Below are 24,257 nucleotides of genomic sequence, written 5' to 3'. Positions count from 1 at the left end.
GCTCAGCGGCCTCATCACGGCATTTTGACTGATTCATTTATATTTAGACTTTGGGGAGGTGTAGTGCTGTCTAAACCATGTCTACTGCTCTTTGCATGTCCGGGTGATGGTGGAGAGACTTTGGTATACTGGAGGGGGGAGGCTAGGAGGGCGAGGAAGGACGACCCGTTGATTAAGCTCTTCGGCGCGCTGGACTCGGCGGTGGTGTACAGCCACAAGGCGGCTAACCTCCTGCCCCGCCCCCAGGCCCGGATCATGCGCCTCGTGGCCTTCGCCGTGATGGAGCTCGGCTTCTACCTAGCCACCGGGAAGGCGGAGTACCTAGACACAGCCACCGCGCTGTACAAGAGGGCTCTGAAGCTGGCCTACGCCGCGGCGCCTGAGGAGCCGCTTAGAAGCTGGATAGCCTGCGCCTCCCCCGAGTGCTCGGCGGTGGACGAAGCCCGGGTGTGGATTAGGTGGGCCGAGAGGAGGCTGGTCACGCTGGGAGAGTCCGCCGGGGCCAAGCTGTTAAACCAGCTCTCCAACCTAGCCTTCGAGGTGATGAGAACCCTCCCCCATATCAAGTACAGACACAGAAGCGTGAGCTAGGGGCCTGGAGTCGTGGAGGTATTTGCCGGCCGTAAAGAATATATACATGTGGATATATAGGAAACGCCCTGGGCAACTCCCCTGTAGGGGGGCGAATGAGCCTGGTGGGTTACCCCGGCCAAATTTTATATACCCCTCCCTACTGTGGGCTATGCCAAAAGAGGTGTTCTTGCTGGCGATTTGGAAGCAGTACGGGGAGAAGGCTGAGGAGGTCCGGGTAAGGCGCTATCAAGACTACGTGAAGCTTAAGGCCAGGCTCGCCGGGTATCTCTACACTATTAAACTCCCCCCAGACAAGGCAGAGCAGGTTTTGGCAGAGCTCAAGTCTAAGAACGTGAAGATCGAAGAGGTGTAGGGTGGCTAAAATTTTTAAATGCCTCCTTCCCGACCTTTTCCATGGAGTACATATACGGGGCGTTGTTGCTTCACTACGCTAAGCAGGAGATAAACGAAGAGAATCTGGCGAAGGTACTGCAGGCGGCAGGCATTTCGCCAGACGAGGTTAGGATAAAGACTCTCGTGGCGGCTCTCAAGGAGGTAAACATAGAGGAGGCTATTAAGTCGGCGGCGTTTGCGCCGGTGGCCGCCGCGGCGCCCGCGGCGGCGCCAGCAGCCGGCGGGGCCGCCCCCGCAGCGCCTGCAAAGGCTGAGGAGAAGAAAGAAGAAGAGGAGAAGAAGGGGCCGAGCGAGGAGGAAATCGCCGGCTCGCTGGCTTCACTGTTTTAGAGGCTTAACTAGTTTAGATAAAACACTATCAAGCTCTTTTATATCTTTGTAGTAGATTCTAAATATTTGGTTATTTAGCTTAAATTCGATAAATCTCCTCTCCTCGCTGACTTTGTAATCCGCCACTTCTATAGGCGCCTTGAGGCCCAGACTCTTGTCTATGACGAGGCCGGCGTCGTACACCTTTAGACTCCTCACTATCCTCGGGGCGGTAGGCGGCTTGAAAGTCGCCATGGAGATCAAGGTGAATATGCCAAATACAGCCACGTAGCCGAGAAATCTCGCGGGGAGCTTTCCTATGCTGGGGCCAAGCGCCGACTCGGTTGCGGGCGGCAGTGTTGGAAATAGGAACGTGGCTAGTAGTATAAATAGAGGTAGTGTTAACATCGGCAGAAATGACCCCCTGACCATTTTTTTATACTCATTTACAAGCTCTTTATCTTTTTCTAAGAGTTTATTAACTTCTTTCTCATCTATTTCAATTATGGGGCGGCCTTTAGACACCTCCTGCACCGTTGCCATGCCTCTCCTGTACGACCTCACCCCCATTAGTATAGAGACTCCGAAGAATAGGACGAAGTACAGTAATATAGCTGTGAAGTACTCGCCAGGGAAGAAGGTGAGAATCGCTGAGAAAACTAGTATCGACGCCACGCTCAGCACGGCTCGCCTCATGCCTCGCCATTTGCTAATCAGTTTAAATACGTTCTCCACATCTCGACGTGGTGAGGATAACTGCCGTGTGTTCTGAGCACCCAGGAGTGCTTGAGCCTAGCCACGGATTTGGAGTCTTGATAAACGACGCGGTTTTGTTCGACAGCTGTAGTAGAGACGCCGCCTTGCAATTCGCCGCGAAGTCGAAGGCCAAGCCGTCAATCGGCGTGGTGGGGGTCGCCGGCAACGAGCACCACTCCGGCGGGTTTGGGCTGTATAAGATCCCCGTCGTGAACCCACCCCTCGACGTTGAGCTGGTGGTGCTTGGGGTCAGGTACAAGGTGTTTAAAGAACGTGGGGAGAACATTCTTTATGTAGATGGGGTGGTGGTGTCGCCCTGCGGCCTCTTCTCCGTGCCTTACCACAAGCTCTCGCAGAGGGGGGTGAAGGCCCGGTGTTTTGTCGGGGGGCTGGGCGGCACCAGCTACAGCCCCTACCTGCTCCACAGAGTAGCGGCGGAGCTTAGGCTACTGGGGGTGCGGTGCGTCGTAGCTATGCACACGGCGCCTCAGCTCGCCAAGGAGCTGGAGAAGAAATTCAACGTCTATAGGCTGGGGGCGGGGGCCTCGCTGGAGGTCTAAAATTAATATACAGTTCGTTTAGGGGTCGTGGACGGGCTGTTAGCACTGGCCATCAGCTGGTTCGTGCTGGTTGGCATCGTATACCTGTTGAATAGAAGCGCCGTGAGGTATTTCCTAGCCATCTACTGGAAGAGCGAGAGGCTCGTAAGGTACGTCGAGGCGTTTACTAGGAGGCTGAGTTTTGTACCTCTCAGAGCCTACCTCGTCGTGGCGCTGACTCTCTTCGCGGTGCCTGTATTCGTGGCTATCCCCTTTGTGAGGCCAGACGGGCAGGTCCAGATTTTATGGGGCTTTCTCTACATGTTGGTTGGAGGTACTTTAAACGCCCTCGGCGCGCTCTTCAGAGGGGCGCCGCCGGAGGAGGCCGCGGCGCGCTCAGCCGGGGTTACTCCAATTATCCCAGGAGTCACACTCCCATGGGATCAACTGCCCTACATGGCTGTCGCCGTCGCTGTCGGCGTCGTTCTGCACGAGCTAATGCACGGATACGCTGCCTTGAGATACGGGATCCCGGTGAGGTCCGTCGGGGTCTTCTCCCTCTTCTACATCCTAAGCGGGGCTTTTGTAGAGCCCGACGAGGAGCAGTTCAAGAAGGCAAATACAGAAGCCAAGCTCGCCGTCTTGGCGAGCGGCGTCGCTGTAAACGTCGTTGTGGCGCTGTCGGCGATGTTGTTAGGGGTCGCCGGCGCCTGGGCCGGCTTACAAGGCGCGGTGTTCGGCGTCCCGGCCTACGGCGTCCAGCCAGGAGACAGGGTTATTGGAATCCACGGTTGCGGGCTACAGGACGCCGTCTACACCCCTGATGACCTGTTGACGAAGTTAAATGTGCTCGCCGGCCTCGGGCCGCTTATGGGAATAAACAAAACTGTCAACTGCAAGCCAGGCGACAAGGTGACCCTCGTCGCCGCCTCGTGGCTGCATCGATACGAAGTCACGCTGGATTACACAAGCTTCACCACGCCCCCCAGGATAAACTGGCTCTACACAGACGGCTCGCTGTACCTCGGCGGCGTCAGGCCGGGGGACGTGGTGACGAAGATAGAGGGTTGCGGCAGGACGTGGGAAACGCCGACGAGCGGCCAGCTACTAAGCGCAGTAATTGAGACGAGGGCTGTGTGCAGAGCGGGGGACTCGGTTAGGGTCTACGTGGAGAGAAACGGCACGCTCCACGTCTTTAACGTGACGCTGGTGGAGAAGGGGGGGAAGATTTTCTACGGGCTGGGGCCCGGTAGCCTGCCCATGATCGGCTACGACGCGGGGCCTATAAAAAGGGACCAGTTGTACAACACCGACTTCACAAAACTCGTGTTCTGGCTAATTGTGGTGAACTACGGCCTCGCCGTGCTCAACGCGTTGCCCATATACCCACTAGACGGGGGGCAGCTACTCGCCGCGGCGATTCAGCGGAGGCTGGGGGAGAAGAGGGGCAACGCCGTGGTAAGCGCAGTGACGTGGGTCCTCGCCGCCATGCTTATCTTCAACATAGCCCTCGGCGTGTTGGGAGAGCAGTACAGAATTCTGCAGTCGATAAGATGAAGCTCTGGCTCTTGGTAGCCATAGTGGCGGCTCTCGCCGCGGCGTCCGCCTTTCTGCCAGTTGAGGTATTTGTCTCAGACGCCTTCAGGCCCCCGCCTAACAAAATCCTCACCCCAGACGGCGTCAAGGCCGTGTCTGCGCCGCCTCTGTGGCTGTATATGTGGAGAGTTACGGTGGTCTTTACACTTCTCCTCTTCGCCGCCGTGGTGGCCACCTTCTTCACAAAGCCCAACGACCGCGCCAGGTGGACGCTGGCGACGCTCTCCATCGCAACCGCCGCGTTCCACTACCTAACCCTCCTATTTACATCATCCCCGCCGGGCTACGGCGTGGCGATATACCCACTCTTCTACACCATAACGGTGAAAAACACCACCCAGATATACCTAGACATAGGCCAAGTGTTGATACTATACGCCATCTACAACGTCTACGTGGTGGAGAAGAGGGTGAAAAAGAGAGGCGAGGGAGGTCTAAAAGCCAAGATCTTTACAATAGAAGAGGCTTAGCGAGCCGAGCCCTATCTCAAAAACTTCTCCTCCAGCGACTTGACGTACTCCACAGACTCCTTCACAGATACGAAGTGCCTCTTGACGTACTCCACCTCCTCTCTCGTCACCGTGGATCTGCCCCGCTCCTTGGCTATTATATAAGCCGGCGTGAGCAACTGAAGCGCATATCTCAAGGAGTGCTCCGCGCCTATTGCGGTCAAGAGCTCGAGGGCGTCTCTCCCAAGCGGCACGTTCTGCTCACGAGCCTTAATCGTTATGATTTCCCTCACCTCGTCGGCCGTGTAGGGCCTTGTGCGGATGATAACCAGCCTATCCAACATGTCCTGCGGTATCCCGTGGGGCGACTCCACGTCGGTCCCCCTAATCTTAGCTATCCCCCTATTAGTGGCCATGATGATAATCGGGGCGAACTCAGTCTCCATAGCCCTCATGAGGAACGAGAAGCTCTCGATGTCCAGGAGATGGGCGTCGTCTATAAACAAAACCCCCGGCACAAGCTCCGCCTTGCCCTCCTCCACAGTCTTCTTCACAATTTCATCACTCTGCCTCCTAACCTCGTCTGGGATTTCCTTAACCTCTTCGGCAAATCCGAAAATCATGGCGGAGATTAGACCTCTCTGCCTCGCCAGAGACATATCGACGTCGTGAAGCGTGAAGAACCTCACAATCTCCTTCTCCTTGTAGACGGGGCCCTTGGGCAACTCCGCCCTCTTCCTCACAGCTATGTCGTACTGCTCCCCGCCCTCCCCCCTCCCCACCACAGACACGGCGCCTGTCTCCTCGTCAATCATAATGACGTCGCCCTCCTCCACCCCCAGCTCAATCAGCTGCTGCGCAATCTCAGCCGGGATCCTCAACGTCTTCTCCTCGTCCCTAGTCCTCAGCTTAATAGTGGCGCCGAGCACCCTCTGTATATACGGGTTGTAGGGGTGGCGGCCGTATCTAAACTCCAGCGACCTCACCTCCCCCTCGTACACCTTCCTCCACTCCCTCACCTTTATCCCAATCGCCCTCCTAAGCGCCCTCATCAAAAACTCCGACTTCTTAACCTCCAGGGAATATATCTCCCCGCCGGAAAGCGCCACAAACGGAGTCTCGGAACCCAGCTCCCTCGCGATACCCAGGGCCAGCGCCGTCTTGCCGGTGCCCGGCGGCCCTACGATCAACACGCCTTTCCCAGCGAATTTCCCCTCCTTAATCATCTTCACCACTATGTAAGCCGCCTCCCGCGCCTCTGTCTGCCCCACAAACCCGTCGCCGACGAACTCCACCTTCCCCTCCCTGACGCCGAGGCCCTTAATGTGGCTGTGAGCGGCGAAGCGCTCGAACTGTGTCCTAACTTCCTCAATCTTAACCGACGACATGACACCCTCCATGTATCCCTTTTAAAAATTTTTAAGGCGCGGGAAACTAAGACATGTGAAGAACCGCGAGGTGGCGTATCTACAGCTACTCGCGTTACTCAGCACGTCGAACACCCCACGAGGCCGGAAGAATCTGGCGGAGGAGCTCAAAATCGGCGAGGGAATCGTCAGAACACTACTCGAAGGCGGCCGGGAGTTCGGCCACGTCTTGATAATGAAGGGGGGAGTCAAGATAACCGAGGCAGGTCAGACATTTCTAAAAGACGCACTCGACATCTGCGGAATAGGCGGCATATTCGCCGTAGAGGAAGCCAAAGACCTACTCTGCGGCCGGAGGTGCGTGGCACACGTAGTAAGAGGCGCCTTGGGAGACGTCATCAAGATACGCGACTCGCTGGTGAGGCTAGGCGCATGCGGCGCCTTGATAATTGAGAAAAAAGGCGGCAAGACATACCTCCCCCCCATCGGAGAGCCACTAGAAAAATACCACGCCAACCTCGCAAAAAAACTAGAACACCACATAGCACAAGACACCTCGGTGGTCATCACCTGCGGCGACACCTTCGCAGACGCCCTCACGCCAATAGAGTTGATGTGCCACGACGCGCTAAGACTTTAAAATAGGATCTACACCAAACCTGTGATGATTAGAACCCGCAGGATAGGTGACAGGCGGCATCCTATCTGATTCTAGACGACCACAAGCCTCGCCCTTTAGGGCGGGGTAAGGCTTTAAACGAGGCTTCAATTTGGACATGGTGGCTAGACGCTCTGTCGCTGTTCCGCTTCTGCTGGACGGCAACCAATTCCTCGACTTCCTAGAGCTGGAGAAGGGATACAGAAAGGTGAAGCGGATGGCGGTGGAGTACCTCGTGGAGAAGTATGGGGGAGGAGAGCCAGCTACTTCCGTGTATGGCATGAGGTGAAGGAGGTCGTGAAACAGACCGGGCTACCGTTTGCATACGCCCAGCAAGCCGTCAAGGAAGCGGTCGAGGCCTACAACTCTTGGGCCGAGGCGGGCGGGAGGCCTCCTGAGGTGAGGCGCGTAGCGCCTTACGTAGACGAGAGGACGTGGCGCTTTGACTCGGCGACCGCTCTATCCATAAGGCTCATGTCTGGGAGGCACGCCGCGGAGCTGTGGCCGCACAAGCGGTTCTGGCTCTTCGAGTGGCTTGTCAGGGGTGGGAGGGCCAAGAGGGCGTCTACGATTAGGCTGAGGCGGGTGAAGAACAGGGTATACGCCATGTTTACATACGAGGTGGAGCCAGAGGCGGAAAAAGAGCCCGCCGCCGTTGCGGCCTTCGACGTGAACGATAACACAGTGGTGGTAGCTAGAGTCGATCTTAAGGCCTCAGCCGACAGAGTTGCCCAGTGGAACCGCAAGTGGGTGCAGCCCTCCACCTCGATTAAGGTGTTCAAGACAGATTTCGGCAGGCTGGCCAAGCGCTACGCCGCGATTAGACGCAAGTGGGCCGAGGGGCTCTCCGTGGAGGTGAGCGGGAGGAAGCTCTCCGGCGTCCACACTAGGGAGTTTCGAAAGAGGGTGAAGAGGCTTAGGGAGGGGAAGAGGAAGCGGGATAGAGTTAACAAGATAGCTCATGAGCTTACGAGAGAGCCGGTGATCCTCGTCGCTGAGGACTTGGGCAGAAGGCCTCAGGAGGAGATGGTGGAGAGGGCGAAAAGCGCCGGGCTTAGGCACCGCATTAAGCAGATGCCTATCAAAGCCGTAGTAGGAAAAGTACGGGACAGAGCCGCGGAGCGCGGTTTGAGGTTTGTATTTGTGTCAGCCAGCAGGTACTCCAAGACCTGCCCAGTACACAGAGAGCCTCTGTCGTTCCCCCTCGGCCCCAAGATGGGGCTCTGCCCCCACGGCCACTGGGTCCACAGAGACGTTGCGGCCGTGTTAAACATTCTGAAGAAAGCCGCGGAGGAGCTGGAGCCGAAATACGCCGAGGTGGTCAGACATGCACTATCCACAGTGGACAAAAGACAGCTGGAGGAGTGGTCTGCTATTGTGCTGAGGGCGGAGCGTACTGTTAAAGCCAGGTGGCCCGCCGTGCTGGCCCGGGCCGGCCCCATGACCCCGCCGGGCGCCATAATCCCGGCAGGGGACGAGGGCGCCTATGACCCGCCCTAGAGGAGCCCCCGCCCCTCAGGACGGGAGGAGGTCAGTCCGAGCAGATCAGCACCTAGATTCGACTTAAGTGAAAATATTCTTACACGATTAATCAAACACAATATAAATTTAGAAGTATAGCTAAAATACTTATGAGTGAACAAGCTGTTCAAATAAGAACAGGAGGCAAAATTTTACAGTCTCCATGCGGCCCAATCATCCACGGCCTAGAAGACGTACTGATAAAAAACACATCAATAAGCGACATTGACGGCGACAAGGGCATCCTCTGGTACAGAGGTTACAGAATAGAGGATCTAGCCCAGCACTCAACGTACGAAGAAGTGTCGTACCTCATACTGTACGGGAAGCTACCTACTAAAAAAGACTTCGAGGACTATGTGAGCAGGTTGCGGAAGAACAGAGATCTACGTCCAGAGACCATCGAAGTAATTAGAAACCTCGCAAAGGCCCACCCCATGTTTGCACTTGAGGCGGCCGTCGCCGCAGAAGGAGCCTACGACGAGGATAATCACAAGCTCGCCGAGGCGCTGAGGTTAGGCCGGTACAAGGCAGAGGAAAAGGAGCTCGCGTATAAAATTGCTGAGAAGCTCGTGGCGAAGATGCCCACCATAGTGGCCTACCACTACAGACTCTCCCGCAACCTCGATATTGTAAAGCCCAGGGAGGACCTGTCGCACTCAGCCAACTTCCTCTACATGATGTTTGGAAAAGAGCCCGATCCACTCGCCGTCAGAGGGATTGACCTCTACCTGATGCTTCACGCCGACCACGAGGTCCCCGCCAGCACCTTCACGGCGCACGTCGTTGCCTCTACCCTCAGCGATCTCTACTCCGCTGTGGCCGCCGCCGTGGCGGCGTTGAAGGGTCCGCTCCACGGAGGTGCTAACGAAATGGCGGTTAGGAGCTACCTAGAGATAGGCGACCCATCGAAGGCGAGGGACGTAGTGGAGGCCGCGACTAAGCCCGGCGGCCCTAAGTTGATGGGAGTTGGGCACAGGGTGTATAAGGCCTATGACCCGAGGGCGAAGATTTTTAGGGAGTTTTCAAAAAACTACGTCGCTAAGTTCGGCGATCCTAAGAATCTATACGCGATTGCCAGCGCTATTGAGCACGAGGTCTTGAACCACCCCTACTTCCAGCAGAGGAGGCTCTACCCCAACGTAGATTTCTGGTCTGGCATAGCTTTTTACTACATGGGGGTGCCCTACGAGTACTTCACGCCTATATTCGCCGTGTCGAGAGTAGTTGGGTGGGTTGCGCATATACTGGAGTACTGGGAGAACAACAGAATATTCAGACCCAGGGCTTGCTACGTTGGTCCCCACGATTTGCAGTACGTACCGATTGAACAGAGGTGAAAAACTACTCGATAATTTTTTCCCTCATTAAAATTTCGAGGGTCTTTATGCTCTTCCCGATGACTGTCCTCGCTACTTCTAGCTCCTCGTTGTAGGACCGTGGTATCCTGGCTACCTTCTGCGCCGAGGCGGTTGCGGCGACTGCGGCGGCTTCTCTGACATAGACCTCCCACTCAGTCATTTTGGGTATTATGTACTCCTCGTGTATGCCTTTTTCCTCTGCGAATTTGGCCACCTCCTCCGCGGCCGCAATGAGCATCTCGTCGGTTATAGTAGTGGCTCTCACGTCGAGTGCGCCTCTGAACACCGCTGGGAATATTAGTGAGTTGTTAACTTGGTTGGGGAAATCGCTGCGGCCTGTCGCCACGATTTTAGCGCCGGCTTCTTTTGCCTCCCACGGCCATATCTCGGGGACGGGGTTGGCCAGGGCGAATACGATGGCGTCTTTGTTCATTGAGGCTACCCACTCCTTCTTTATCACGCCGGGGCCTGGTCTCGACGCCGCGATTATGACGTCTGCGCCTTTCATGGCCTCGGGTATGCCGCCGCGGCGCCTCTCTGCGTTTGTCTCAATGGCGTATTTGTACTTCCACGGGTTTTCAATCATCATCTTGTCGATGTCGTCGCGTTCTGGGTGTAGAATGCCTTTGCTATCTACTAGTATGAGGTTGCCCGGCTTTGCCCCGTATTTGATTAATATGCGGGCTGTGTAGATATTAGAGGCCCCGGCTCCCACAAGCGCTATGGTGACGTCGCTGATCTTCTTCCCCACGAGCTTCAGGGCGTTTATTAAACCGGCAAGGGTGGCCGTGGCCGTGCCTTGCTGGTCGTCGTGCCACACGGGTATCTGCAGTTCCTTTCTCAACTTGTCAAGAAGGTAGAAACATTTCGGCGACTCGATATCTTCGAGGTTGACCCCGCCCAGCGCTGGCTCGAGGGCCTTTGCGACTGAGATGAACTCCTCCGGCGTCTTCACTCTTATGGGGATGGGTATGGCGTCGACGCCGCCGAGATATTTAAAAATCAGGGCTTTGCCCTCCATCACCGGATAGGCGGCTTCTGGCCCAATATTTCCGAGGCCCAGCACCCTCGTGCCGTCTGTAATGACTCCGATGATATTCCACCTTGAGGTTAGCTCAAAGGCTAGCTCTGGGTTTTTGTGTATTTGTCTAGAGACTTCTGCGATTCCTGGGGTGTAGTATATGGCAAATTCCTCCATTGAGCTAATGGGGACTTTTGGAATGATCGATATTTTGCCGCCGTATTTTTTATGTACCTCTACGGAGAGCTGATACCACTTCTCTGTCACGGAAACTGTAACAGATATATAATTAAATATTTCGCAGAGCCGTGGTAAGCGGATTCACCAATACCAAGGTAAATATAAAAATCTATAGAAGCAGATTCAATAGTAGTAAATGTATGATAAAAATAAAATATAGAAAAACTATTATGAAAGTAATGTTGTGTAATTTAGCAAAGACCTATATTAAGAAATTATTTGATAAAAATTTTACAAGAAAGATAAAAATAGTAGATATTGAGGGTATGTATATAAAAATAGATAGTAAGCTGTGGGCGTCTGGGTGGCTGTACTTCCCACATAGTAGAAAGTTGATAGGGGCGGTTTTTTATGGGGATAGGGGTGTCGTGGCGTCGCCGAGGCTACCAGAGGAGTACGCAGTCTTTATACCTCTCGACGCGCCTATTATTAATCTGCTTGACGCAGACGTGGCGGATTTCTACTAGTCAGCTCCACGGCTCCGCTCATCTATCGCTCCGGAAACCTCTGCATCACCACGTCTCGTTGCTCCCGAGTTTATAATTTTTCTAGAGAAGGCCTGTGTTTTCCAGGGCGCGTCTAGCGGCTTCGCGGTCAATTCCATCTCCGAGTATTGTGTATCTATCTGGGCGTAGGCTGTGGGCCGTGGTGAGCGCCTCTACGGCGAGGTCGATATCTACGCCGGCTTGTTTTAACGTGGTGGGGAGGCCTACAGTCTCGGCTATCTTCTTTATTCTCTGCCATTTTATTCCGTGGAGGTAGGCCATGACGATGGAGCCTATAGCTACGAGCTCTCCGTGGATAGCCTCGTCGTTCTTCTCTTGTAGGCGCATCTCGATGGCGTGTGCAAATAGGTGCTCCGAGCCGCTACACGGCCGCGAGGAGCCGGCTATGCCCATGGCCACTCCGCAACCTATCAACGCCTTGACTAAGACCCTCACGTCCTCCTCCCTTGCGAAGTTCCGTATCCTCGCGGCGTTGGAGGCCACGATTCTGTAGCTGGTGAGGGAGAGGTGTGCCGCGTATTCGCTGTACTCCTCTCCCTTGAGTCTATGCGCCAGTTGCCAGTCTCTCACAGCCACTATTTTCCCCAGCAGGTCGCCTATGCCGGCTCTCAACAGACGGGACGGGGCGCTTAGTATTACCGAGGTGTCTGCTATGATCGCGGTGGGGGGCGCCACTATCTTGCCGCGAGAATACATTCTCCTCGACAGCACGTAGGAGACGTATGGAGACGCGATGCCGTCGTGGCTTGCCGAGGTGGGGATTACCACCAGCGGCTTCTTATGTATGTATGCATATACCTTAGCCATGTCGAGAGGTCTGCCGCCGCCCACGCCCAGCACTAGGTCGTACCCCGTCTTTTCTAGGTCAACCTCGTCGTATTTAACTACGTCGACGGTGTACCCGCTGAGTAGCTGAGCTACCTGGCTGGCGTAGTGCAACGTCGTAGATCTCCCCGTTACGATGAGTATTTTTCCAGCTCTTAACCCGGCGACGACGAGCGGGGTCTTTGTTATGGCACCAGGTCCAAATATTACTGTACGTGGGATTTCAAAACTTTCAAGTTGCTTCACGGAAAACTTCTATAAACTCTTTTTCGCTTGTGGTGGTGATGTCTTTCACGGTTACCACGCCCCCGCTCCTGACTACCTGGCGGTTTACAAACTTAGCACCCCCCTCTCTAAGTATTTTAATGAGCTCGGTGGTGGGGTATACCGTGGCTTCCTTGCCTCTTAACAGGCCTAGCTGGGCTAGATAGCCCGGCACGGCAAGCGGGGCCACGACTGTCTTGCCTTCTCTGTGGAATTTGTCAACGACTGCGTTTAGCTTTGCTAGGTCTATGTTTAGGTCCCATATCTTCAAGGGGGGCTTTTTTCCCAGCACGTGGTAGTAGATCTTGTAGCCTCCTGCCAGCCCCAGTAGGTCGTACTCGTCGGCGATTTTGGCGGCGTCGTCGGCGGACATGGTCATGAAATCTACGTCGTAGTTGATGTTTACGTCTCTGGAGCCGACGGCGGATTTAACCTCGTAGCCTGCCTTTGTCAAGAAGTTCTTCAAAACGGAGTACTCCTCTCTCTTTGCCATGTCAATTACAAATATCAACGCCTTGGGCATGCCCTCCACAACAAGAGGATATTTAAGACTTCTGCCTAGATCTCAAAATAAGGTTGGCGATGTAGTCAGCCGCGGCTTCTGCATGTTCAAAAGGTCTGCTCTCGGGGCGGCCTCTGAAACTCAGTACATGTACCGTACTCTCGCCGGCGTTCGCGGCGGCGAATGCAAATAGCCTATTGGCTTGTTGTTGCATTTCTATCTCCTCCTCGCTTTCCACGTCTCTAAACCTCCCCGGATCTTTCCTCCTCCTCTCCAGAATGACCTTTGGATCGTACTCAATCAGAAGAATTACGTCGGGCTTCAGCTTTGAGATTATCCTGTCGGGCAGACCGGGGTAGTACCCCCCTCCGATTTTAATAGAAGCGTGGGTGTCTATCAACACGTCGCCGGGGAGAGACGCTATGTACTCGGCGGCCTCCTCCTGTATCTTCCGGTATTCCTCTACTGGAATCTTCTTCCTCATCTCGTCTCTGTGCTGTATGCCGAACCTCTGCTTGGCTATTTCAAACATGACATCTCCATAATTCACGATCTTGACGTCTGGTAGTCGTTGTCTAATGAAATTCATTATTGTAGTCTTGCCGCTCCCCGGCAGAGCGACAACTACTATTTTCACAAAGCCACGGCGTTGGTGTGTTTTAAAATTTTATTAATCATTACAAATTTCGCTCTAGGCGACGGGTCGCCGACGATAGCCCTCCCCACTATTATAACGTCAATTAGCTTCCCGCTTCTAGCTACTAGCTCCACTTCCCGCTCGGTGATGCCGCCGGCGATGGCCACGCCGACGCCTTCGTCTCTCAGCCTCCACGCCACTTCGAGGAGATTTTCAAATCTGAGCCCTGTCCTCCTCTGCACGTCTATGCCGAGGTGCACCACGAAGAGGTCGGGGCGCGCCTTCTGCAGGATCTCCCGCGCCCGGCTCAGCGGGTCGCCGACGCCGATTAGATCCACCGCCGACTTAAGGCCGACGGCTCTGCCCTCCCTCACAAACTCCTCTATAGTCTCTATATTGGTGGCGCCGAGGACGGTGCCCCAGTCCGCGCCGAACTCCCTAGCCATCCTCGCCTCGAGGCTCCCCACGTCGGCGGTTTTCAAGTCGGCCACAACCTCGGCTCTGGGGCACGCGGTCTTCAAGGCGCTTACCGCGGGCATCCCGAACATCTTAATGAGGGGGGTCCCCGCCTCCACCACCTCCAGCCCCGCCTCGCAGAGCTCCCTTGTCAGCTCCACCGCCTTTCTAAGATCCACCAAGTCGAGAGCTACCTGGATTTTCATAACTACGACGAGATTAACGATTTAAAACAGATATCTCCACGGGAGCTGTGACCTGCGGCAAGCCCGGCGACTATAGATACGGCGAGCACACAGCCGACGTCTTGGTGCAGGCCTTCGGCTGTACCTTAGAGGAGGCGTTTAAAAACGCCGCGGTGGCCCTCGCCGACTTGACGTACCACAGCCAGCGGGTAGAGCCAAGGGAGAGCAGGTCAGTGGTGATCGAGTACGACGACTTGGAGGGCCTCTTGTTCAAGTGGATTGATGAGCTCCTCTACCTATTCGATGCCGAGAAATTTGCCTTGAGCAGAAAGATTGAGCTGAGCGTGGATAAGGGCGAGAAATACGTCGTAAGAGCGACGGTATACGGCGAGCGGTACGACATTGAGAAGCACGGCTTCACGGGCCTCATCGTGAAGGCCATGACTTTCCACATGATGGAGATAAGGAAGGTGGGGGACTACTGGGTGTTGCAGTACGTCGTCGATATATGAGCCTCGGCGCGGGACGACCGGCTCTAGAGGAGTTTGGACAACTGATAAGGCTGGGGGAGCCTGTGCGTACAGTAAGACAAGCGGCCAAGGCTGTGGGCGTAGACGAGAGCAGAATTATAAAGACCCTCGTTGTTAACTGCGGCGGCGAGTACAGGGCCTACGTACTCCGAGGCGTCAAGAAACTCGATTTAGAAAGACTCGGGTGCCGCATGGCCACCCCCGAGGAGGTACTCAGCGTCACCGGCTACGCCGTCGGCGGGGTTCCCCCCGTCCTCCCCATACCAGTCTACATAGACAGAGAACTACTAGAGGAGGAGTACGTATATGGGGGAGGCGGCGACGACCACAGTCTTTTGAAATTCCGGCCGCTTACACTTGTGGAGAGAGGCGTCGCCGTGCCGATAGATCTGTGAGCTTCTACGACTTCCTCTGGGAGGCGGTGAGGCGCCCCTTCCTCATCGTGGAGTACGCCAAGGCTGTGGGGGTGGAGTTGCCGAACCCCCCGGAGGACTTCTACGCGCGGCTTGAATACGTGGCGAGGGCCGCGGTGCTTGTGCTCGAGGCCGAGAGGGGGGAGGACGAGTTTTGGCTAAGTAGATGTAGAGAAGTTAAGAAATTCTACCTAGAGGCCCAAGCCGACCTCAGAGAAAGAAAAAACCTGCCGGTATTTACAATTTGCTAGTGTCCCCTGGATTGGGTCTCAGAACATCGCTGGAAGCTATATCACTTCCATGTCGTCTTTTAGCTGTTCTATTAGTTTCTTTTTCTCGGCGCCTACTAGCTTGAGTATGAGTTTTATCACGGCTAGGGGGAGGTGGTTGGTTTAAACGGAGGTGGTTAATTTATCTGTTTGTCTTTTTAAGGGGCGGGGGGCAGGTTACATGGATTTGACCGTTGTCGAGGTGGCTAATAGGTGTCCCCTCTGTGGTGGGGCTTTGGAGATTGTGGAGGATAGGTCGTATATCTGGTTTGGCTGTAGGCGCTGTATGCGTTACGTGAAGAGGGAGAAGAGGGAGCTGGCCCGGAGGTATGTCGACTACGCGTCTAGGAGGTTTGACTGGAGGGGGCTGGTGTCGGAGCTCTACGCGGTTTACCTAGACGGGGGCTAGGCCTCGCCTAGTTTATACTCTCTTCCGTGTCTCACTATCTTCACCTCGGTCTTCACTGGTACCCTCATGCCCGCCCTCAGCAGTATTTGGTAGAGTTCGTAGTCTTCCAACTCCTTTATTACGCCTTGTAGGTGTAGCTCTGCTATTTTTTTGAAGAGTGCGACTGCGTGTTGTTGATACAGAGCCAGGGCGTTTTCAATTATCTCGCCGGCTCTCTCGCCCTTGGTTATCTTCCTCACGATTTGGACAGCCTCCTCGCCTGTTACGACCTTCTGTTTGGGCGGCTCCTCCCTCTTGCTCGTCTTGGCCAGCTCTAGGGCTTTTTTCCTCAGTAGCGTGTCTATCTCGTCCACGTAGTTGGGGTTTTGGCTCTATTTAAGAATTAGCTCATATACAGTTCGGGCGGCGCGGGGCGTGGGCCGGCCTTTCGGCGTGCCCGGGCGGAGTTGCCAGATGAGCGGAGATGGGGGTATATTCCTTAGCTGTTGATGGATTACATAGCCAAGCTCTTTATCCACTGTATAAGTTCCCGATACCTCATAGTTTTTATTAATCCTCTGCATACGCAATCGTTGCACGATAACTTTTCTTCCACAAAGGCGGCGAGTTTTTTGTCTTCTGTTAGAAACAGTAAGATTCCCTTGGTTATGCCGGCGACCGTCCTCCTAGGCCTGTGGCGAGTAGGTCGTATGAGTACAGCAGAGAGGCCAGTACCTCTAGGATATCCTCCGAGGGACAGTAGTGTATTCATTCACTTTTTCGCTCCAACACACCCTACGCGTCTCTCTACTCTCCAGTGCGCGCCTCTGCCTAGCGAGGGCTCCGCCGTCCTCCACGATCCTAATGTGGCGTGATTGGGCGAGATCGGAATAGGCCGTCAGGGCTATGTTAAACATGGACTCTACATCGAGATGCGGCCAGCCGTGCCTCGCCCGATCCACCGATTTTAATATGTTTTTTAACGCATCGGGGAGCTCCCTATTTACGGCTTTATCAATGTAGATAACCAAGCCCTGTTCCATCGCTATTTCTACCAGCGGCTTAGGTCTTTTCGAGACGCGCGTCGCCGCAACTGCGTAGACTATCCGCGCCAAGACGCTTGTGTCAGCGAAGAGGTGTACGTTCTTAAACATTGCTGAAGAGGTCGGGGAATTCTTCGACTTCGTCTGTGTATTTTGTTTTTTCAGGGTCTCCTTCAACCTGCGCCGGAAGTCTAGATACGCGTTTAGATCTACGTTGAACGCCAGGGCTTTTACGTCCCCCTCCAAGCCGAGTTTTTTAAGGGCTAGCTCCGCGAGCTCCTCCTCTGATTTACGGCCGTAGGCCTCAACCACTTTCATGGCCGTCTCGGCGAGCTCGCCGAGCCCCATGCGTCTAAGCGCCGCCGCGCCCTCCGCCGCGACCTCTCCCGGTTTTTGACGTAATACGAGTCGCCTACCCGAACCACGTCTATTCCGCACCTCTCCGCAAGCTTGTCTATAGGCATAAACGGCCCTTTTAGATATATGGTGAAGCGCTCTGGTGATCTTAATACGGGCTCGCCCTCTCCGTAAAGTGTAAAGAATAATAGCTTGGACACCACCTCGGCCGAGGGGCCTCTGCGGTAGAGCTCTAGATACCTTCCAACGATTATTCTGATCTGAGCAGATGCCTAAACACCTCACAGCCTACTTGTATAACTAACACTAGGAAAATATACACAACAGGTTAAAAACTTCTTTCATTGACTTTTAGGGATTGGCTCTTCAAACTCGGCGAACGCGTCGCCGTGGCGGTCTAGGGCATCATGCCTCCGGTGACGTGGGTACTTAAACCTTCATTGCCTTCCAGCTCCTTCAGTTTCCTTCTGTATTCGCCCAGTCTGTTCCTTAGTCGCAATCGCCCCCAGCCTAGCTGTGGAACGAGAGGATTTTCCTCTCCTGCTCCGGTAGCTTTTTCTGCCACTGCGCCGTGCGCGGCCCCTATACATTCTACCTGTCCTCACGTCGTATGAACCTCCTGATTTAGGTAAAACGTGTGACGAGAGGTCGGGAGGGATGTATATGGGGGCAGAAAGCTGCGGCTAGCTTTAAGCCCTGAGGTACGTGAGGCTGGAATCCACTACGCGTGTCTGGCGCTGGCCGGTGGGCGCGCGGCGCATGTGGGTGTGGGGAGGCAGAGAGGGGGCTACGATTGCATGTGTATAAACAGCTCGGCGGCCACGGTGGGCGTTGTGTGTCTCAGCTTTGTCAAGATGTCGGGGTTTACCTCCGCGACGTACCCCGCGACGTCTCCCACAACCTCGGCGGCTCTGCTGGGCAGGGCCCACGCCGCCTCCAGCGGCTTAAACTTGCAGCTCCAGCCGAGGCGGTGGCACAGCGCTTTTATTGCAGATAGCCCGTCTGTAAGCGTCGCCCCCTCGCGGCTTATGAGGAGGGCGAGGGCTCTGACTGTTCTGCCCTCCCGCACCACTTCCCCTACTTCGAATAGCTTAACCTCCCGCCTCTTGACTGCGGCGGCTGTTGCCACGAGTTGCGGAACTAGGGAGCACCTCACGGTGGTGTAGAGCTCAGATATGGGGTTGGCCACCCGCGCCGGCCTGCAGAAATCTCCCACCGAGTCGTCTGTCAAGACGTAGTTATTCACCTCTGTAAAGCCCATCGAGAGTAGGGACTTCCGTAGCTCCTGCGTCGCCACCTCGACGCGGTGCCTCCTCCCAGCCGCCATGACCCTGGGAGCCTCCCTGGGTAGCTGGTTGTAGCCTATCATCACGGCCACCTCCTCGGCCACGTCTACCCACGACAGTACGTTAATGCGGTAGGGCGGCACCACCACGTGGCCGTCCACGTAATCGAAGCGCGCCATTTTGACATACCTAAGAAAGTCGGCCCGGCTGAGCTCCACGCCGAGTAGATCACCCACGGCCCTCTCGTCGGTCTCTATCTTTACGTATTCGTGGCTGTAGCCCGTACCCCCCTCGACCAACTCCACCTGCCTGGGGCCGCTCCGCTCGAGGAGGGCGTATATCAATATGGATAGGGCGTTGACGACGGCGCGGGGATCGGTGCCGGTCACGTCTATCAGCACGTCGGTGGTGCGTTCGGTGATTTTACAACACTCCGAGCCCAGGACTGGGATCACGACCATTATCTGCCCTGCCGAGTCCACCAGCGCCGGGGGCCGCTCTATGTGGATCAAGGGGCTGTACCTACGGCCCTGCTCAGTTAGCTGGTACATGTCTCTAACTTTTATCGGCTTGTCGAAGCCGAGGGGCGTGTACTCGTCATCTTGTGAAATCCTTCTGTAGTATATAGGCGGCTTTATCTTAGAGACGTCGTAGTAGCCGATGGCTATCCGCCGCCTCCCCCTGCCGTAGGTCTCGTGTATCTTTTCTTGTAGCTGTATGAGTTGCCTCACCGCCTCGTCGTCTAGCCGGACTCCCCTAACCACCGCCATGGAGATGTAGGGCCTCTCCTCTATGTGCCCAGCGACGAGTTTAATGGGGGAGGGCCCCAGCTTGATAACTGGGAGTCCCGTCTCGACGCCTGCGACGCCCTTTAGGGTTCTGGCAAGCCCCTCCGCGGAGAAGTGGTCCGGCCTGTCATGAGTAACCTCGACCTTTACCCTCTCGCCGTCGGCCTCCTCCACCTCGCACTTGACGTGTTCCAGTAGCTTCGCCACCTCCTCGAATTTGAGACCTGTCAGCCTCTCTATGTCGAATTTCGCAATGTCTATAACAGGCACTGGTTTAGGAAAGCCCAACTATTTAAAGAGAGATCTAGCTACCCATATGCGGCAGAGGGTAGAGCAGTACTTCAGAGAGCTAGGGGAGAGGATAGATAGGGAGGTAGAGGCCTTCACAGTGGAGTGGCGGCAGAGCGAGGCTCTTGCGCAGATACAGATCGGGGACGACTTCTATGTATTCATCGTCTTTAGCTGGAGCGACGAAGAGGACTGTTATGTCGAGTTTATGATCGGCGACGAGAATGCCGTGGTGCAGACCCGCCACCTGGATAAGCTAGACGCCGCGGTGTCTATAGTGAAGCAGGCCTATCAGCTGGCTAGGGAGAGGTTTACCTGCCTTCGACGGCCCTCTTAAGCCTTTCGCGGAGGACGCTTAGAAGCGTCTCGTCGTCCTTCTCGTCGTTTGGATATATGAACACCTCCTCCTCCGGCGTCACGCTTGTTCCATTGTCGACGAAGTATATTAGGCGTAGCGGGTAGTCGTAGCCAGCTTTTCTGTACAGCATGCGCATTATCTTAGTAGCTAGGGACCACTCGGCCTTGGTCTTCCACTCGCCTTTCTTAAGTATGTGGGACTTGAGCTCCACCAGCTCCCTCTTGCCGTCTGCGTACTTCACAATGAAGTCCGCCTGCGCCGTGATGGTGACCCCGTCTATCTGGAAAAACACGGGAGGGGCCGGCTCTATCTCGACTACTTTCTTCGCCCACGGCGTCAGCTTCACCAACTTGCTGAAGGCGCCGGTGTGGGGCTCGCCGTAGTTCTCTATAAACGTGCGGAGGGCCACAACGGCGTCTCTAGCCTTGATCAGCGTCAGCACAGCCTTCTCAAACGCCTTGCCGTAGCGGGAGCTCCAGGCGTCTGGCTTCTCCAGTCGTATCAAATCGCTAAGGCGGTACTTCAGCCTCTTGGCAAAGCCCATAAAGGGGGTGGGTTGTGTATTTAAATAATTTACTCACTAACGGGAAGTGTATAACGTAGTTGATCTATTTGCAGGTGGCGGGGGGTTCGGCCTGGGGTTCGCCAAGGCCGGGTTTAGAATCAGGGTTGCAGTTGATGTGGATAGAGACGCGGCGCGGACCTACAGCGCTAACCACAGCAAAACGGTGGTGATGCAGGAGGACGTGAGGCTCGTCAGCTACAGAGACTTATTGAAGTATTCAAACACCGTCGACGTTGTGATCGGTAGTCCGCCTTGTGAACCCTTCACGGCAGCTAACCCTGAGAGAATGGAGGAACCTGCCGACAGGCTCTACGTAGACCCCGCCGGGCAACTGACGCTGGAATTTATAAGACTCGTAGGTGAAATAGGGCCGAGGGTATTTGTAATGGAAAACGTCGCGGCGCTGGCTGAGGAGCCTTTAAAGACGTACATAAGGAGGGAGTTCAAGAGGGTGGGCTACGACGAAGTATACTTCAACGTCTTGCATGCCGAGGACTACGGCGTGCCCAGCAGAAGGCGCCGGGTCTTCATATCAAATATCGAGATAAAGCCCCCCAAGACCGGCGGCGTTACGGTCAGACAAGCGCTCCACGGCCTGCCTCCACCCGACAGCGCCTACCCGCCGAATCACGACACTGTGACCATCAGCATAAAGAAACAGGAGAGGATAGCTAAGATGAGGCCTGGCGAGGCCTTGATGAGGTTCCGGGGGGCCGGCGGCTTCTATGAAAACTATATAAGGCTGGTGTGGGACGACGTGGCGCCCACCGTCATGGGCTCCCGGAGGTTTATCCACCCCGAGGAGCACAGGCTCCTCACTGTGAGAGAGCAGGCCAGGTTGATGGGATATCCAGACGACTACGTCTTCCTCGGCTCAAAAGACTCCCAATTCAACCAAGTCGGGGAGAGTGTCCCCCCTCCCCTCGCCTACGCAATAGCGGTAGAAGTGCGAAAATATTTAGAGGGGAGGGGATAGATACGTGGCTAAAGTTCCATGTCCCTACTGCGGCCGTCTTGTGGACAGACTTATTGAGGGTCAGTGTGAAGAGTGTTACATTGAGAGGCACCCCCTGGTGTTGGTGAAGGAGCGGAGGTTGCTGAGATGTAAATACTGCGGCGCGGTGTTCCTAGGGGGTAAATGGGTGAGGGGGAAGAGAGGCGACTTAGGGGAGGTGGCTAGGAGGATCATATCTGAAAAGACCTCGATCAGAGGTGTTTTAGAGAAGGCGGAGGTTTCGCAAAGTGATGGTGAGATAGTAATCAACGTAGTTGTTAAAGGCTCTCCACACCCCTCTATTGAGCCGAGGTCGTTAAGCTACGTAGTGGAGTTCGAATACGAATACGACATTTGTAATACCTGTAGAGAAATGCTGAGTCGTAGAGAGGTTGCTCTACTACAGATAAGAGGCACCCCTCGAGGACTCGATGACACATATAAAAAGAAAATACTTAATATAATTGAACAAGAACTATTAAAATTTAAAGATAAGAAAATCGGATTTATTAGTGAAATAAAATATTTGAAAGATGGGCTGGATATTTATACTACTAATTCAAATTTAGCTAGACATTTAGCATATGTCTTGCATAGGCAGTTCCCCAGTTCTATAAAGGAGACCGCAAAGGTGGTTGGTGTTAAAGACGGCAGGAAAGTATACCACATGACTTATTCATTGCGTCTAGTTACGTATAAGCCCGGCGACGTGGTGAGGATACGGGGGGAGGAGAAGAGGATTGTCGACATCGGTAGTAGGCACGTGGTTCTTTACTCTGTAGAAACAGGTAAGTACGATCAATTGACGATTTCGGAGCTCTTGAATAGTGAAATAATACTTATAGGTCAATAAATAGGCTATACATAATATTAACTTAGTTTTAAATAGTAAATTTTTTATAGAAATAATAAAAGTTTTATATTTATCTTTAATAGACTAAATATTTGGCTATTGGGAATACTTAAAAATGTATTGATAGATCATGTGCATGTATCCAACTGTAGTAATTAGGCCTGCTACAAAAGAAGACCTTGACTCAGCTGTTCAACTAGTAGTGAGGTTGAAGAAGCTAAATGCCGAGTTTGACCCCTTGTTACAGGTGGCGCCAGACATAGAACAAGCCGCCCGTAAGTATTTAGAAAACGCCTTGAATAACCCCTCCTCTGTGCTGGTGGTTGCGGTGGAGGGCAGTAAGGTGGTGGGTTTGCTGAAAGGCGACGTCGAGGATAGGATATTCTACTACCCAAAGTACGCCGGCATTATCAGGGAGTTCTATATACTACCTGAGTACCGGAGGAAGGGTATTGGCAAGAGGTTGATGATGGAGGGGATGGAGCAGCTGAGGAAGAGAGGCGCCGAGGTGATTATGGCCTCTTTCCCGGCCCTTAACGAAATAGCTATTAACTTTTATAAAAAGATGGGCTTTAGGCCTGTCGAGTACCTATTTGCAAAAGAAGTCTAGAGGTTTTTTATTATCTCAACTACTTTATCTGCAAATTCCTGAGTTCCGAGTACCTCCTTAACTCTTTGTTTTCTCTCATCCTCGTCCATCTGTCTAGCGAGATCTCCCGTGAAGTACCCCTCTCTATACGCGGTCTCAACGCCCTTGATTATGTAGTTTGCTGCCTCCCTCCACCCAATGAAGCGGAGTAGTAGCTCCAGGGCTAATATCGTCGCCGTCGGATTGACGTAGTTTTTGCCTCTGTACTTCGGGGCTGTTCCATGCACGGGCTCCGCCATCATTCCCCAGTCCCCCACGTCGATGCCAGGCGCCACGCCGAGTCCTCCGACGAGTCCGGCGGCCTCGTCAGAGACGTAGTCTCCGTTGAGGTTCGGCGCTAGTATTACATCGTACTCGCCTGTCCTCGTGAGTAGTTGCTGTAGCATATTGTCGGCGATTCTGTCATTCACCAAGATCTTGCCTTCAGGCACCTTGCCGCCGTATTGAGCCAGCTCGTCTTCAAACACCACGTAGTTCCTAAATTCATTCCTAGCCACCTCAAAGGCCCACTCTTTGAAGGCTCCTTCTGTATACTTCTGTATATTGCCCTTGTGCATCACAGTTACGACACGCCTCTTGTTCTCCACGGCGAACTTCAGAGCCAGCCTCGCTATTCTCTGCGTGCCGAATTTACTTATCGGCTTTATGGCGATGCCAGCGTCATCTCTTAGGCTGACCCCGAACTCCCTCTTCAAGATTTCTCTCAGCTTAGCGGCTTCTGGGCTGTTGTATGGCCACTCAATACCGGCGTATACGTCCTCGGTGTTTTCTCTGAAAATAACCAGATCAACGAACTCCGGCCTCTTTAGGGGGGAGGGGAGGCCGGGGAAGTACTTAACCGGCCTTATATTGGCGTAGAGATCAAAAAGCTGGCGCAGAGTGACGTTTATGCTCCTGAAACCCCCACCCACCGGAGTCTCCAGGGGGGCTTTGAGGAATACCCTCACCTTTTTCAACACCTCAACGCTCTGGTCCGGCAACCGGCTTCCGAAGATTTTTTCGGCTTTTTCCCCAACCACAACCTCGTACCAGGTTATTCTCCTCGATTTGCCATACGCCTTCTCTACGGCGGCGTTGGCAACCTTTATGGCGGCGTACGCCACCTCTGGCCCTATTCCGTCGCCCTCTATGTACCCTATCACAACCTTGTCCGGCACCTTCAGCTGGCCTGGACCTGTGTATTGTACGTATTCACCCTCAGGCGGCTCTACATACCTACCGGCGTATGGCACTATGTTTGTTATGTTGCTTTTAATTTTCTCAATATCTGTAGCCATATGCCTCTCGACGAATAGTT

Annotated in this window: 31 protein-coding genes; 19 read left to right on the top strand and 12 right to left on the bottom strand. The window is 54.3% G+C overall.

Translation table 11 applies throughout. The features are described from left to right. Positions 1–63: 63 nt before the first annotated feature. The 3 genes from P186_RS00275 to rpl12p all read left to right on the top strand — a co-directional run bounded on the left by P186_RS00275 (position 64) and on the right by rpl12p (position 1,317). Positions 64–591, top strand: a complete 528-nt coding sequence (locus P186_RS00275; protein ID WP_014287357.1) for an ATP:cob(I)alamin adenosyltransferase — start codon at positions 64–66, stop codon at positions 589–591. 151 nt (positions 592–742) lie between these two features. Beyond that, complete coding sequence (locus P186_RS00270) at positions 743–946, top strand: hypothetical protein (RefSeq protein ID WP_014287356.1); 204 nt, start codon at positions 743–745, stop codon at positions 944–946. A 41-nt stretch (positions 947–987) separates the two neighbouring features. Continuing rightward, positions 988–1,317, top strand: coding sequence for a 50S ribosomal protein P1 (gene rpl12p / locus P186_RS00265; protein ID WP_014287355.1), 330 nt, complete (start codon positions 988–990; stop codon positions 1,315–1,317). Here the strand turns inward: rpl12p and P186_RS00260 are convergent. Continuing rightward, positions 1,306–1,992: a DUF2208 domain-containing protein gene (locus P186_RS00260; protein WP_014287354.1), complete on the bottom strand. Its 687-nt coding sequence runs from the start codon at positions 1,990–1,992 to the stop codon at positions 1,306–1,308. The two genes, rpl12p and P186_RS00260, sit on opposite strands and share 12 nt — an antisense overlap. A gap of 47 nt (positions 1,993–2,039) precedes the next feature. Here P186_RS00260 and P186_RS00255 point away from each other — a divergent pair, with 47 nt between their 5' ends. From P186_RS00255 to P186_RS00245, 3 genes are read left to right on the top strand one after another with little or no spacing between them, the layout of a single operon-like run. Further along, complete coding sequence (locus P186_RS00255) at positions 2,040–2,612, top strand: hypothetical protein (RefSeq protein ID WP_148682539.1); 573 nt, start codon at positions 2,040–2,042, stop codon at positions 2,610–2,612. Positions 2,613–2,639: 27 nt separating this feature from the next. Beyond that, the gene (locus P186_RS00250) at positions 2,640–4,148 is read left to right on the top strand and encodes a M50 family metallopeptidase (protein WP_014287352.1); all 1,509 of its coding nucleotides are present in this window, start codon (positions 2,640–2,642) and stop codon (positions 4,146–4,148) included. Then, a complete protein-coding gene (locus P186_RS00245) occupies positions 4,145–4,657 on the top strand; it encodes a hypothetical protein (protein ID WP_014287351.1) in 513 nt (170 codons plus the stop codon). The genes P186_RS00250 and P186_RS00245 overlap by 4 nt, the downstream gene beginning before the upstream one ends. Before the next feature lie 11 nt (positions 4,658–4,668). On the opposite strand, the gene P186_RS00240 is transcribed toward P186_RS00245, so the two are convergent. Beyond that, positions 4,669–6,024: a RuvB-like helicase gene (locus P186_RS00240; protein ID WP_148682538.1), complete on the bottom strand. Its 1,356-nt coding sequence runs from the start codon at positions 6,022–6,024 to the stop codon at positions 4,669–4,671. Between the two features lie 55 nt (positions 6,025–6,079). Here P186_RS00240 and P186_RS00235 point away from each other — a divergent pair, with 55 nt between their 5' ends. The 4 genes from P186_RS00235 (at position 6,080) to P186_RS00225 (ending at position 9,522) form a co-directional block, all read left to right on the top strand. Further along, a complete protein-coding gene (locus tag P186_RS00235; RefSeq protein ID WP_014287349.1) occupies positions 6,080–6,643 on the top strand; it encodes a DUF4443 domain-containing protein in 564 nt (187 codons plus the stop codon). A 136-nt stretch (positions 6,644–6,779) separates the two neighbouring features. Beyond that, positions 6,780–6,950 carry a hypothetical protein gene (locus tag P186_RS13975; protein WP_014287348.1) on the top strand — a complete coding sequence of 57 codons (171 nt, stop codon included), beginning with the start codon at positions 6,780–6,782 and terminating at the stop codon, positions 6,948–6,950. Next, positions 6,947–8,161, top strand: coding sequence for a zinc ribbon domain-containing protein (locus P186_RS14150; RefSeq protein WP_014287347.1), 1,215 nt, complete (start codon positions 6,947–6,949; stop codon positions 8,159–8,161). The genes P186_RS13975 and P186_RS14150 overlap by 4 nt, the downstream gene beginning before the upstream one ends. A gap of 131 nt (positions 8,162–8,292) precedes the next feature. Beyond that, on the top strand, positions 8,293–9,522 hold the full coding sequence (locus tag P186_RS00225; RefSeq protein ID WP_014287346.1) for a citrate synthase/methylcitrate synthase: 1,230 nt from the start codon (positions 8,293–8,295) through the stop codon (positions 9,520–9,522). Between the two features lie 4 nt (positions 9,523–9,526). Here P186_RS00225 and P186_RS00220 read toward each other — a convergent pair whose 3' ends face one another. Continuing rightward, positions 9,527–10,831: an NAD(P)-dependent malic enzyme gene (locus P186_RS00220; protein ID WP_014287345.1), complete on the bottom strand. Its 1,305-nt coding sequence runs from the start codon at positions 10,829–10,831 to the stop codon at positions 9,527–9,529. Positions 10,832–11,070: 239 nt separating this feature from the next. Here P186_RS00220 and P186_RS14145 point away from each other — a divergent pair, with 239 nt between their 5' ends. Further along, positions 11,071–11,271: a hypothetical protein gene (locus P186_RS14145; protein ID WP_237179428.1), complete on the top strand. Its 201-nt coding sequence runs from the start codon at positions 11,071–11,073 to the stop codon at positions 11,269–11,271. Between the two features lie 81 nt (positions 11,272–11,352). On the opposite strand, the gene P186_RS00210 is transcribed toward P186_RS14145, so the two are convergent. From P186_RS00210 to P186_RS00195, 4 genes are read right to left on the bottom strand one after another with little or no spacing between them, the layout of a single operon-like run. Continuing rightward, positions 11,353–12,381, bottom strand: coding sequence for a sn-glycerol-1-phosphate dehydrogenase (locus P186_RS00210; protein WP_014287343.1), 1,029 nt, complete (start codon positions 12,379–12,381; stop codon positions 11,353–11,355). Further along, the gene (locus tag P186_RS00205) at positions 12,368–12,922 is read right to left on the bottom strand and encodes a DJ-1/PfpI family protein (protein WP_148682537.1); all 555 of its coding nucleotides are present in this window, start codon (positions 12,920–12,922) and stop codon (positions 12,368–12,370) included. The genes P186_RS00210 and P186_RS00205 overlap by 14 nt, the downstream gene beginning before the upstream one ends. A 22-nt stretch (positions 12,923–12,944) precedes the next feature. Continuing rightward, positions 12,945–13,538, bottom strand: a complete 594-nt coding sequence (locus tag P186_RS00200; RefSeq protein WP_014287341.1) for an adenylate kinase — start codon at positions 13,536–13,538, stop codon at positions 12,945–12,947. Beyond that, entirely contained in the window at positions 13,535–14,200 is a 666-nt protein-coding gene (locus tag P186_RS00195) for an orotidine 5'-phosphate decarboxylase / HUMPS family protein (protein ID WP_014287340.1), read from the bottom strand. Before P186_RS00195 ends, P186_RS00200 begins: the two co-directional genes overlap by 4 nt. Before the next feature lie 47 nt (positions 14,201–14,247). Here P186_RS00195 and P186_RS00190 point away from each other — a divergent pair, with 47 nt between their 5' ends. The 4 genes from P186_RS00190 to P186_RS00175 all read left to right on the top strand — a co-directional run bounded on the left by P186_RS00190 (position 14,248) and on the right by P186_RS00175 (position 15,800). Beyond that, positions 14,248–14,691, top strand: coding sequence for an archease (locus P186_RS00190; RefSeq protein ID WP_014287339.1), 444 nt, complete (start codon positions 14,248–14,250; stop codon positions 14,689–14,691). Further along, entirely contained in the window at positions 14,688–15,104 is a 417-nt protein-coding gene (locus P186_RS00185) for an aminoacyl-tRNA deacylase (RefSeq protein WP_014287338.1), read from the top strand. The genes P186_RS00190 and P186_RS00185 overlap by 4 nt, the downstream gene beginning before the upstream one ends. Further along, complete coding sequence (locus P186_RS00180; RefSeq protein ID WP_014287337.1) at positions 15,101–15,373, top strand: hypothetical protein; 273 nt, start codon at positions 15,101–15,103, stop codon at positions 15,371–15,373. Before P186_RS00185 ends, P186_RS00180 begins: the two co-directional genes overlap by 4 nt. 199 nt (positions 15,374–15,572) lie before the next feature. Beyond that, a complete protein-coding gene (locus P186_RS00175) occupies positions 15,573–15,800 on the top strand; it encodes a hypothetical protein (protein WP_014287336.1) in 228 nt (75 codons plus the stop codon). Here P186_RS00175 and P186_RS00170 read toward each other — a convergent pair. From P186_RS00170 to pheT, 3 genes are all read right to left on the bottom strand, one after another. Beyond that, entirely contained in the window at positions 15,797–16,153 is a 357-nt protein-coding gene (locus P186_RS00170) for a hypothetical protein (RefSeq protein ID WP_014287335.1), read from the bottom strand. The genes P186_RS00175 and P186_RS00170 overlap by 4 nt on opposite strands. A gap of 363 nt (positions 16,154–16,516) precedes the next feature. Further along, positions 16,517–17,170, bottom strand: coding sequence for a hypothetical protein (locus P186_RS00165; protein ID WP_148682536.1), 654 nt, complete (start codon positions 17,168–17,170; stop codon positions 16,517–16,519). A 796-nt stretch (positions 17,171–17,966) separates the two neighbouring features. Next, on the bottom strand, positions 17,967–19,523 hold the full coding sequence (pheT, locus tag P186_RS00160; protein ID WP_014287332.1) for a phenylalanine--tRNA ligase subunit beta: 1,557 nt from the start codon (positions 19,521–19,523) through the stop codon (positions 17,967–17,969). Between the two features lie 46 nt (positions 19,524–19,569). On the opposite strand from pheT, the gene P186_RS00155 reads away from it, so the two are divergent. Beyond that, complete coding sequence (locus P186_RS00155; RefSeq protein WP_014287331.1) at positions 19,570–19,878, top strand: hypothetical protein; 309 nt, start codon at positions 19,570–19,572, stop codon at positions 19,876–19,878. Here the strand turns inward: P186_RS00155 and P186_RS00150 are convergent. Continuing rightward, on the bottom strand, positions 19,853–20,443 hold the full coding sequence (locus tag P186_RS00150) for a hypothetical protein (protein ID WP_014287330.1): 591 nt from the start codon (positions 20,441–20,443) through the stop codon (positions 19,853–19,855). The genes P186_RS00155 and P186_RS00150 overlap by 26 nt on opposite strands. Before the next feature lie 46 nt (positions 20,444–20,489). Here P186_RS00150 and P186_RS00145 point away from each other — a divergent pair, with 46 nt between their 5' ends. From P186_RS00145 to P186_RS00135, 3 genes are all read left to right on the top strand, one after another. Beyond that, complete coding sequence (locus tag P186_RS00145; protein WP_014287329.1) at positions 20,490–21,440, top strand: DNA cytosine methyltransferase; 951 nt, start codon at positions 20,490–20,492, stop codon at positions 21,438–21,440. A 4-nt stretch (positions 21,441–21,444) separates the two neighbouring features. Then, entirely contained in the window at positions 21,445–22,311 is an 867-nt protein-coding gene (locus P186_RS00140) for an NMD3-related protein (protein ID WP_014287328.1), read from the top strand. A gap of 136 nt (positions 22,312–22,447) precedes the next feature. Continuing rightward, the gene (locus P186_RS00135; RefSeq protein ID WP_014287327.1) at positions 22,448–22,921 is read left to right on the top strand and encodes a GNAT family N-acetyltransferase; all 474 of its coding nucleotides are present in this window, start codon (positions 22,448–22,450) and stop codon (positions 22,919–22,921) included. Here P186_RS00135 and P186_RS00130 read toward each other — a convergent pair. Continuing rightward, positions 22,918–24,237, bottom strand: coding sequence for an NADP-dependent isocitrate dehydrogenase (locus tag P186_RS00130; protein ID WP_014287326.1), 1,320 nt, complete (start codon positions 24,235–24,237; stop codon positions 22,918–22,920). The two genes, P186_RS00135 and P186_RS00130, sit on opposite strands and share 4 nt — an antisense overlap. Between the last annotated feature and the right edge of the window lie 20 nt (positions 24,238–24,257).

It is taken from the genome of Pyrobaculum ferrireducens, assembly GCF_000234805.1.
In the GTDB taxonomy this organism is placed as follows: domain Archaea; phylum Thermoproteota; class Thermoprotei; order Thermoproteales; family Thermoproteaceae; genus Pyrobaculum; species Pyrobaculum ferrireducens.
The sequence above is the reverse complement of the archived record's forward strand: the minus strand, read 5'-3'. Positions and strand labels throughout refer to the sequence as shown.

Coding starts and splice junctions, on each gene's coding strand:
- P186_RS00150 (WP_014287330.1), bottom strand. CDS start 20,443: ATGGGCTTTGCCAAGAGGCTGAAGTACCGCCTTAGCGATTTGATACGA.
- P186_RS00205 (WP_148682537.1), bottom strand. CDS start 12,922: ATGCCCAAGGCGTTGATATTTGTAATTGACATGGCAAAGAGAGAGGAG.
- P186_RS00245 (WP_014287351.1), top strand. CDS start 4,145: ATGAAGCTCTGGCTCTTGGTAGCCATAGTGGCGGCTCTCGCCGCGGCG.
- rpl12p (WP_014287355.1), top strand. CDS start 988: ATGGAGTACATATACGGGGCGTTGTTGCTTCACTACGCTAAGCAGGAG.
- P186_RS00130 (WP_014287326.1), bottom strand. CDS start 24,237: ATGGCTACAGATATTGAGAAAATTAAAAGCAACATAACAAACATAGTG.
- P186_RS00185 (WP_014287338.1), top strand. CDS start 14,688: ATGAGCCTCGGCGCGGGACGACCGGCTCTAGAGGAGTTTGGACAACTG.
- P186_RS14145 (WP_237179428.1), top strand. CDS start 11,071: ATGTATATAAAAATAGATAGTAAGCTGTGGGCGTCTGGGTGGCTGTAC.
- P186_RS00195 (WP_014287340.1), bottom strand. CDS start 14,200: ATGAAAATCCAGGTAGCTCTCGACTTGGTGGATCTTAGAAAGGCGGTG.
- P186_RS00175 (WP_014287336.1), top strand. CDS start 15,573: ATGGATTTGACCGTTGTCGAGGTGGCTAATAGGTGTCCCCTCTGTGGT.
- P186_RS00240 (WP_148682538.1), bottom strand. CDS start 6,024: ATGTCGTCGGTTAAGATTGAGGAAGTTAGGACACAGTTCGAGCGCTTC.
- P186_RS00155 (WP_014287331.1), top strand. CDS start 19,570: ATGCGGCAGAGGGTAGAGCAGTACTTCAGAGAGCTAGGGGAGAGGATA.
- P186_RS00270 (WP_014287356.1), top strand. CDS start 743: ATGCCAAAAGAGGTGTTCTTGCTGGCGATTTGGAAGCAGTACGGGGAG.
- P186_RS00135 (WP_014287327.1), top strand. CDS start 22,448: ATGTATCCAACTGTAGTAATTAGGCCTGCTACAAAAGAAGACCTTGAC.
- P186_RS00260 (WP_014287354.1), bottom strand. CDS start 1,992: ATGAGGCGAGCCGTGCTGAGCGTGGCGTCGATACTAGTTTTCTCAGCG.
- P186_RS00225 (WP_014287346.1), top strand. CDS start 8,293: ATGAGTGAACAAGCTGTTCAAATAAGAACAGGAGGCAAAATTTTACAG.
- P186_RS00165 (WP_148682536.1), bottom strand. CDS start 17,170: ATGGGGCTCGGCGAGCTCGCCGAGACGGCCATGAAAGTGGTTGAGGCC.
- P186_RS13975 (WP_014287348.1), top strand. CDS start 6,780: ATGGTGGCTAGACGCTCTGTCGCTGTTCCGCTTCTGCTGGACGGCAAC.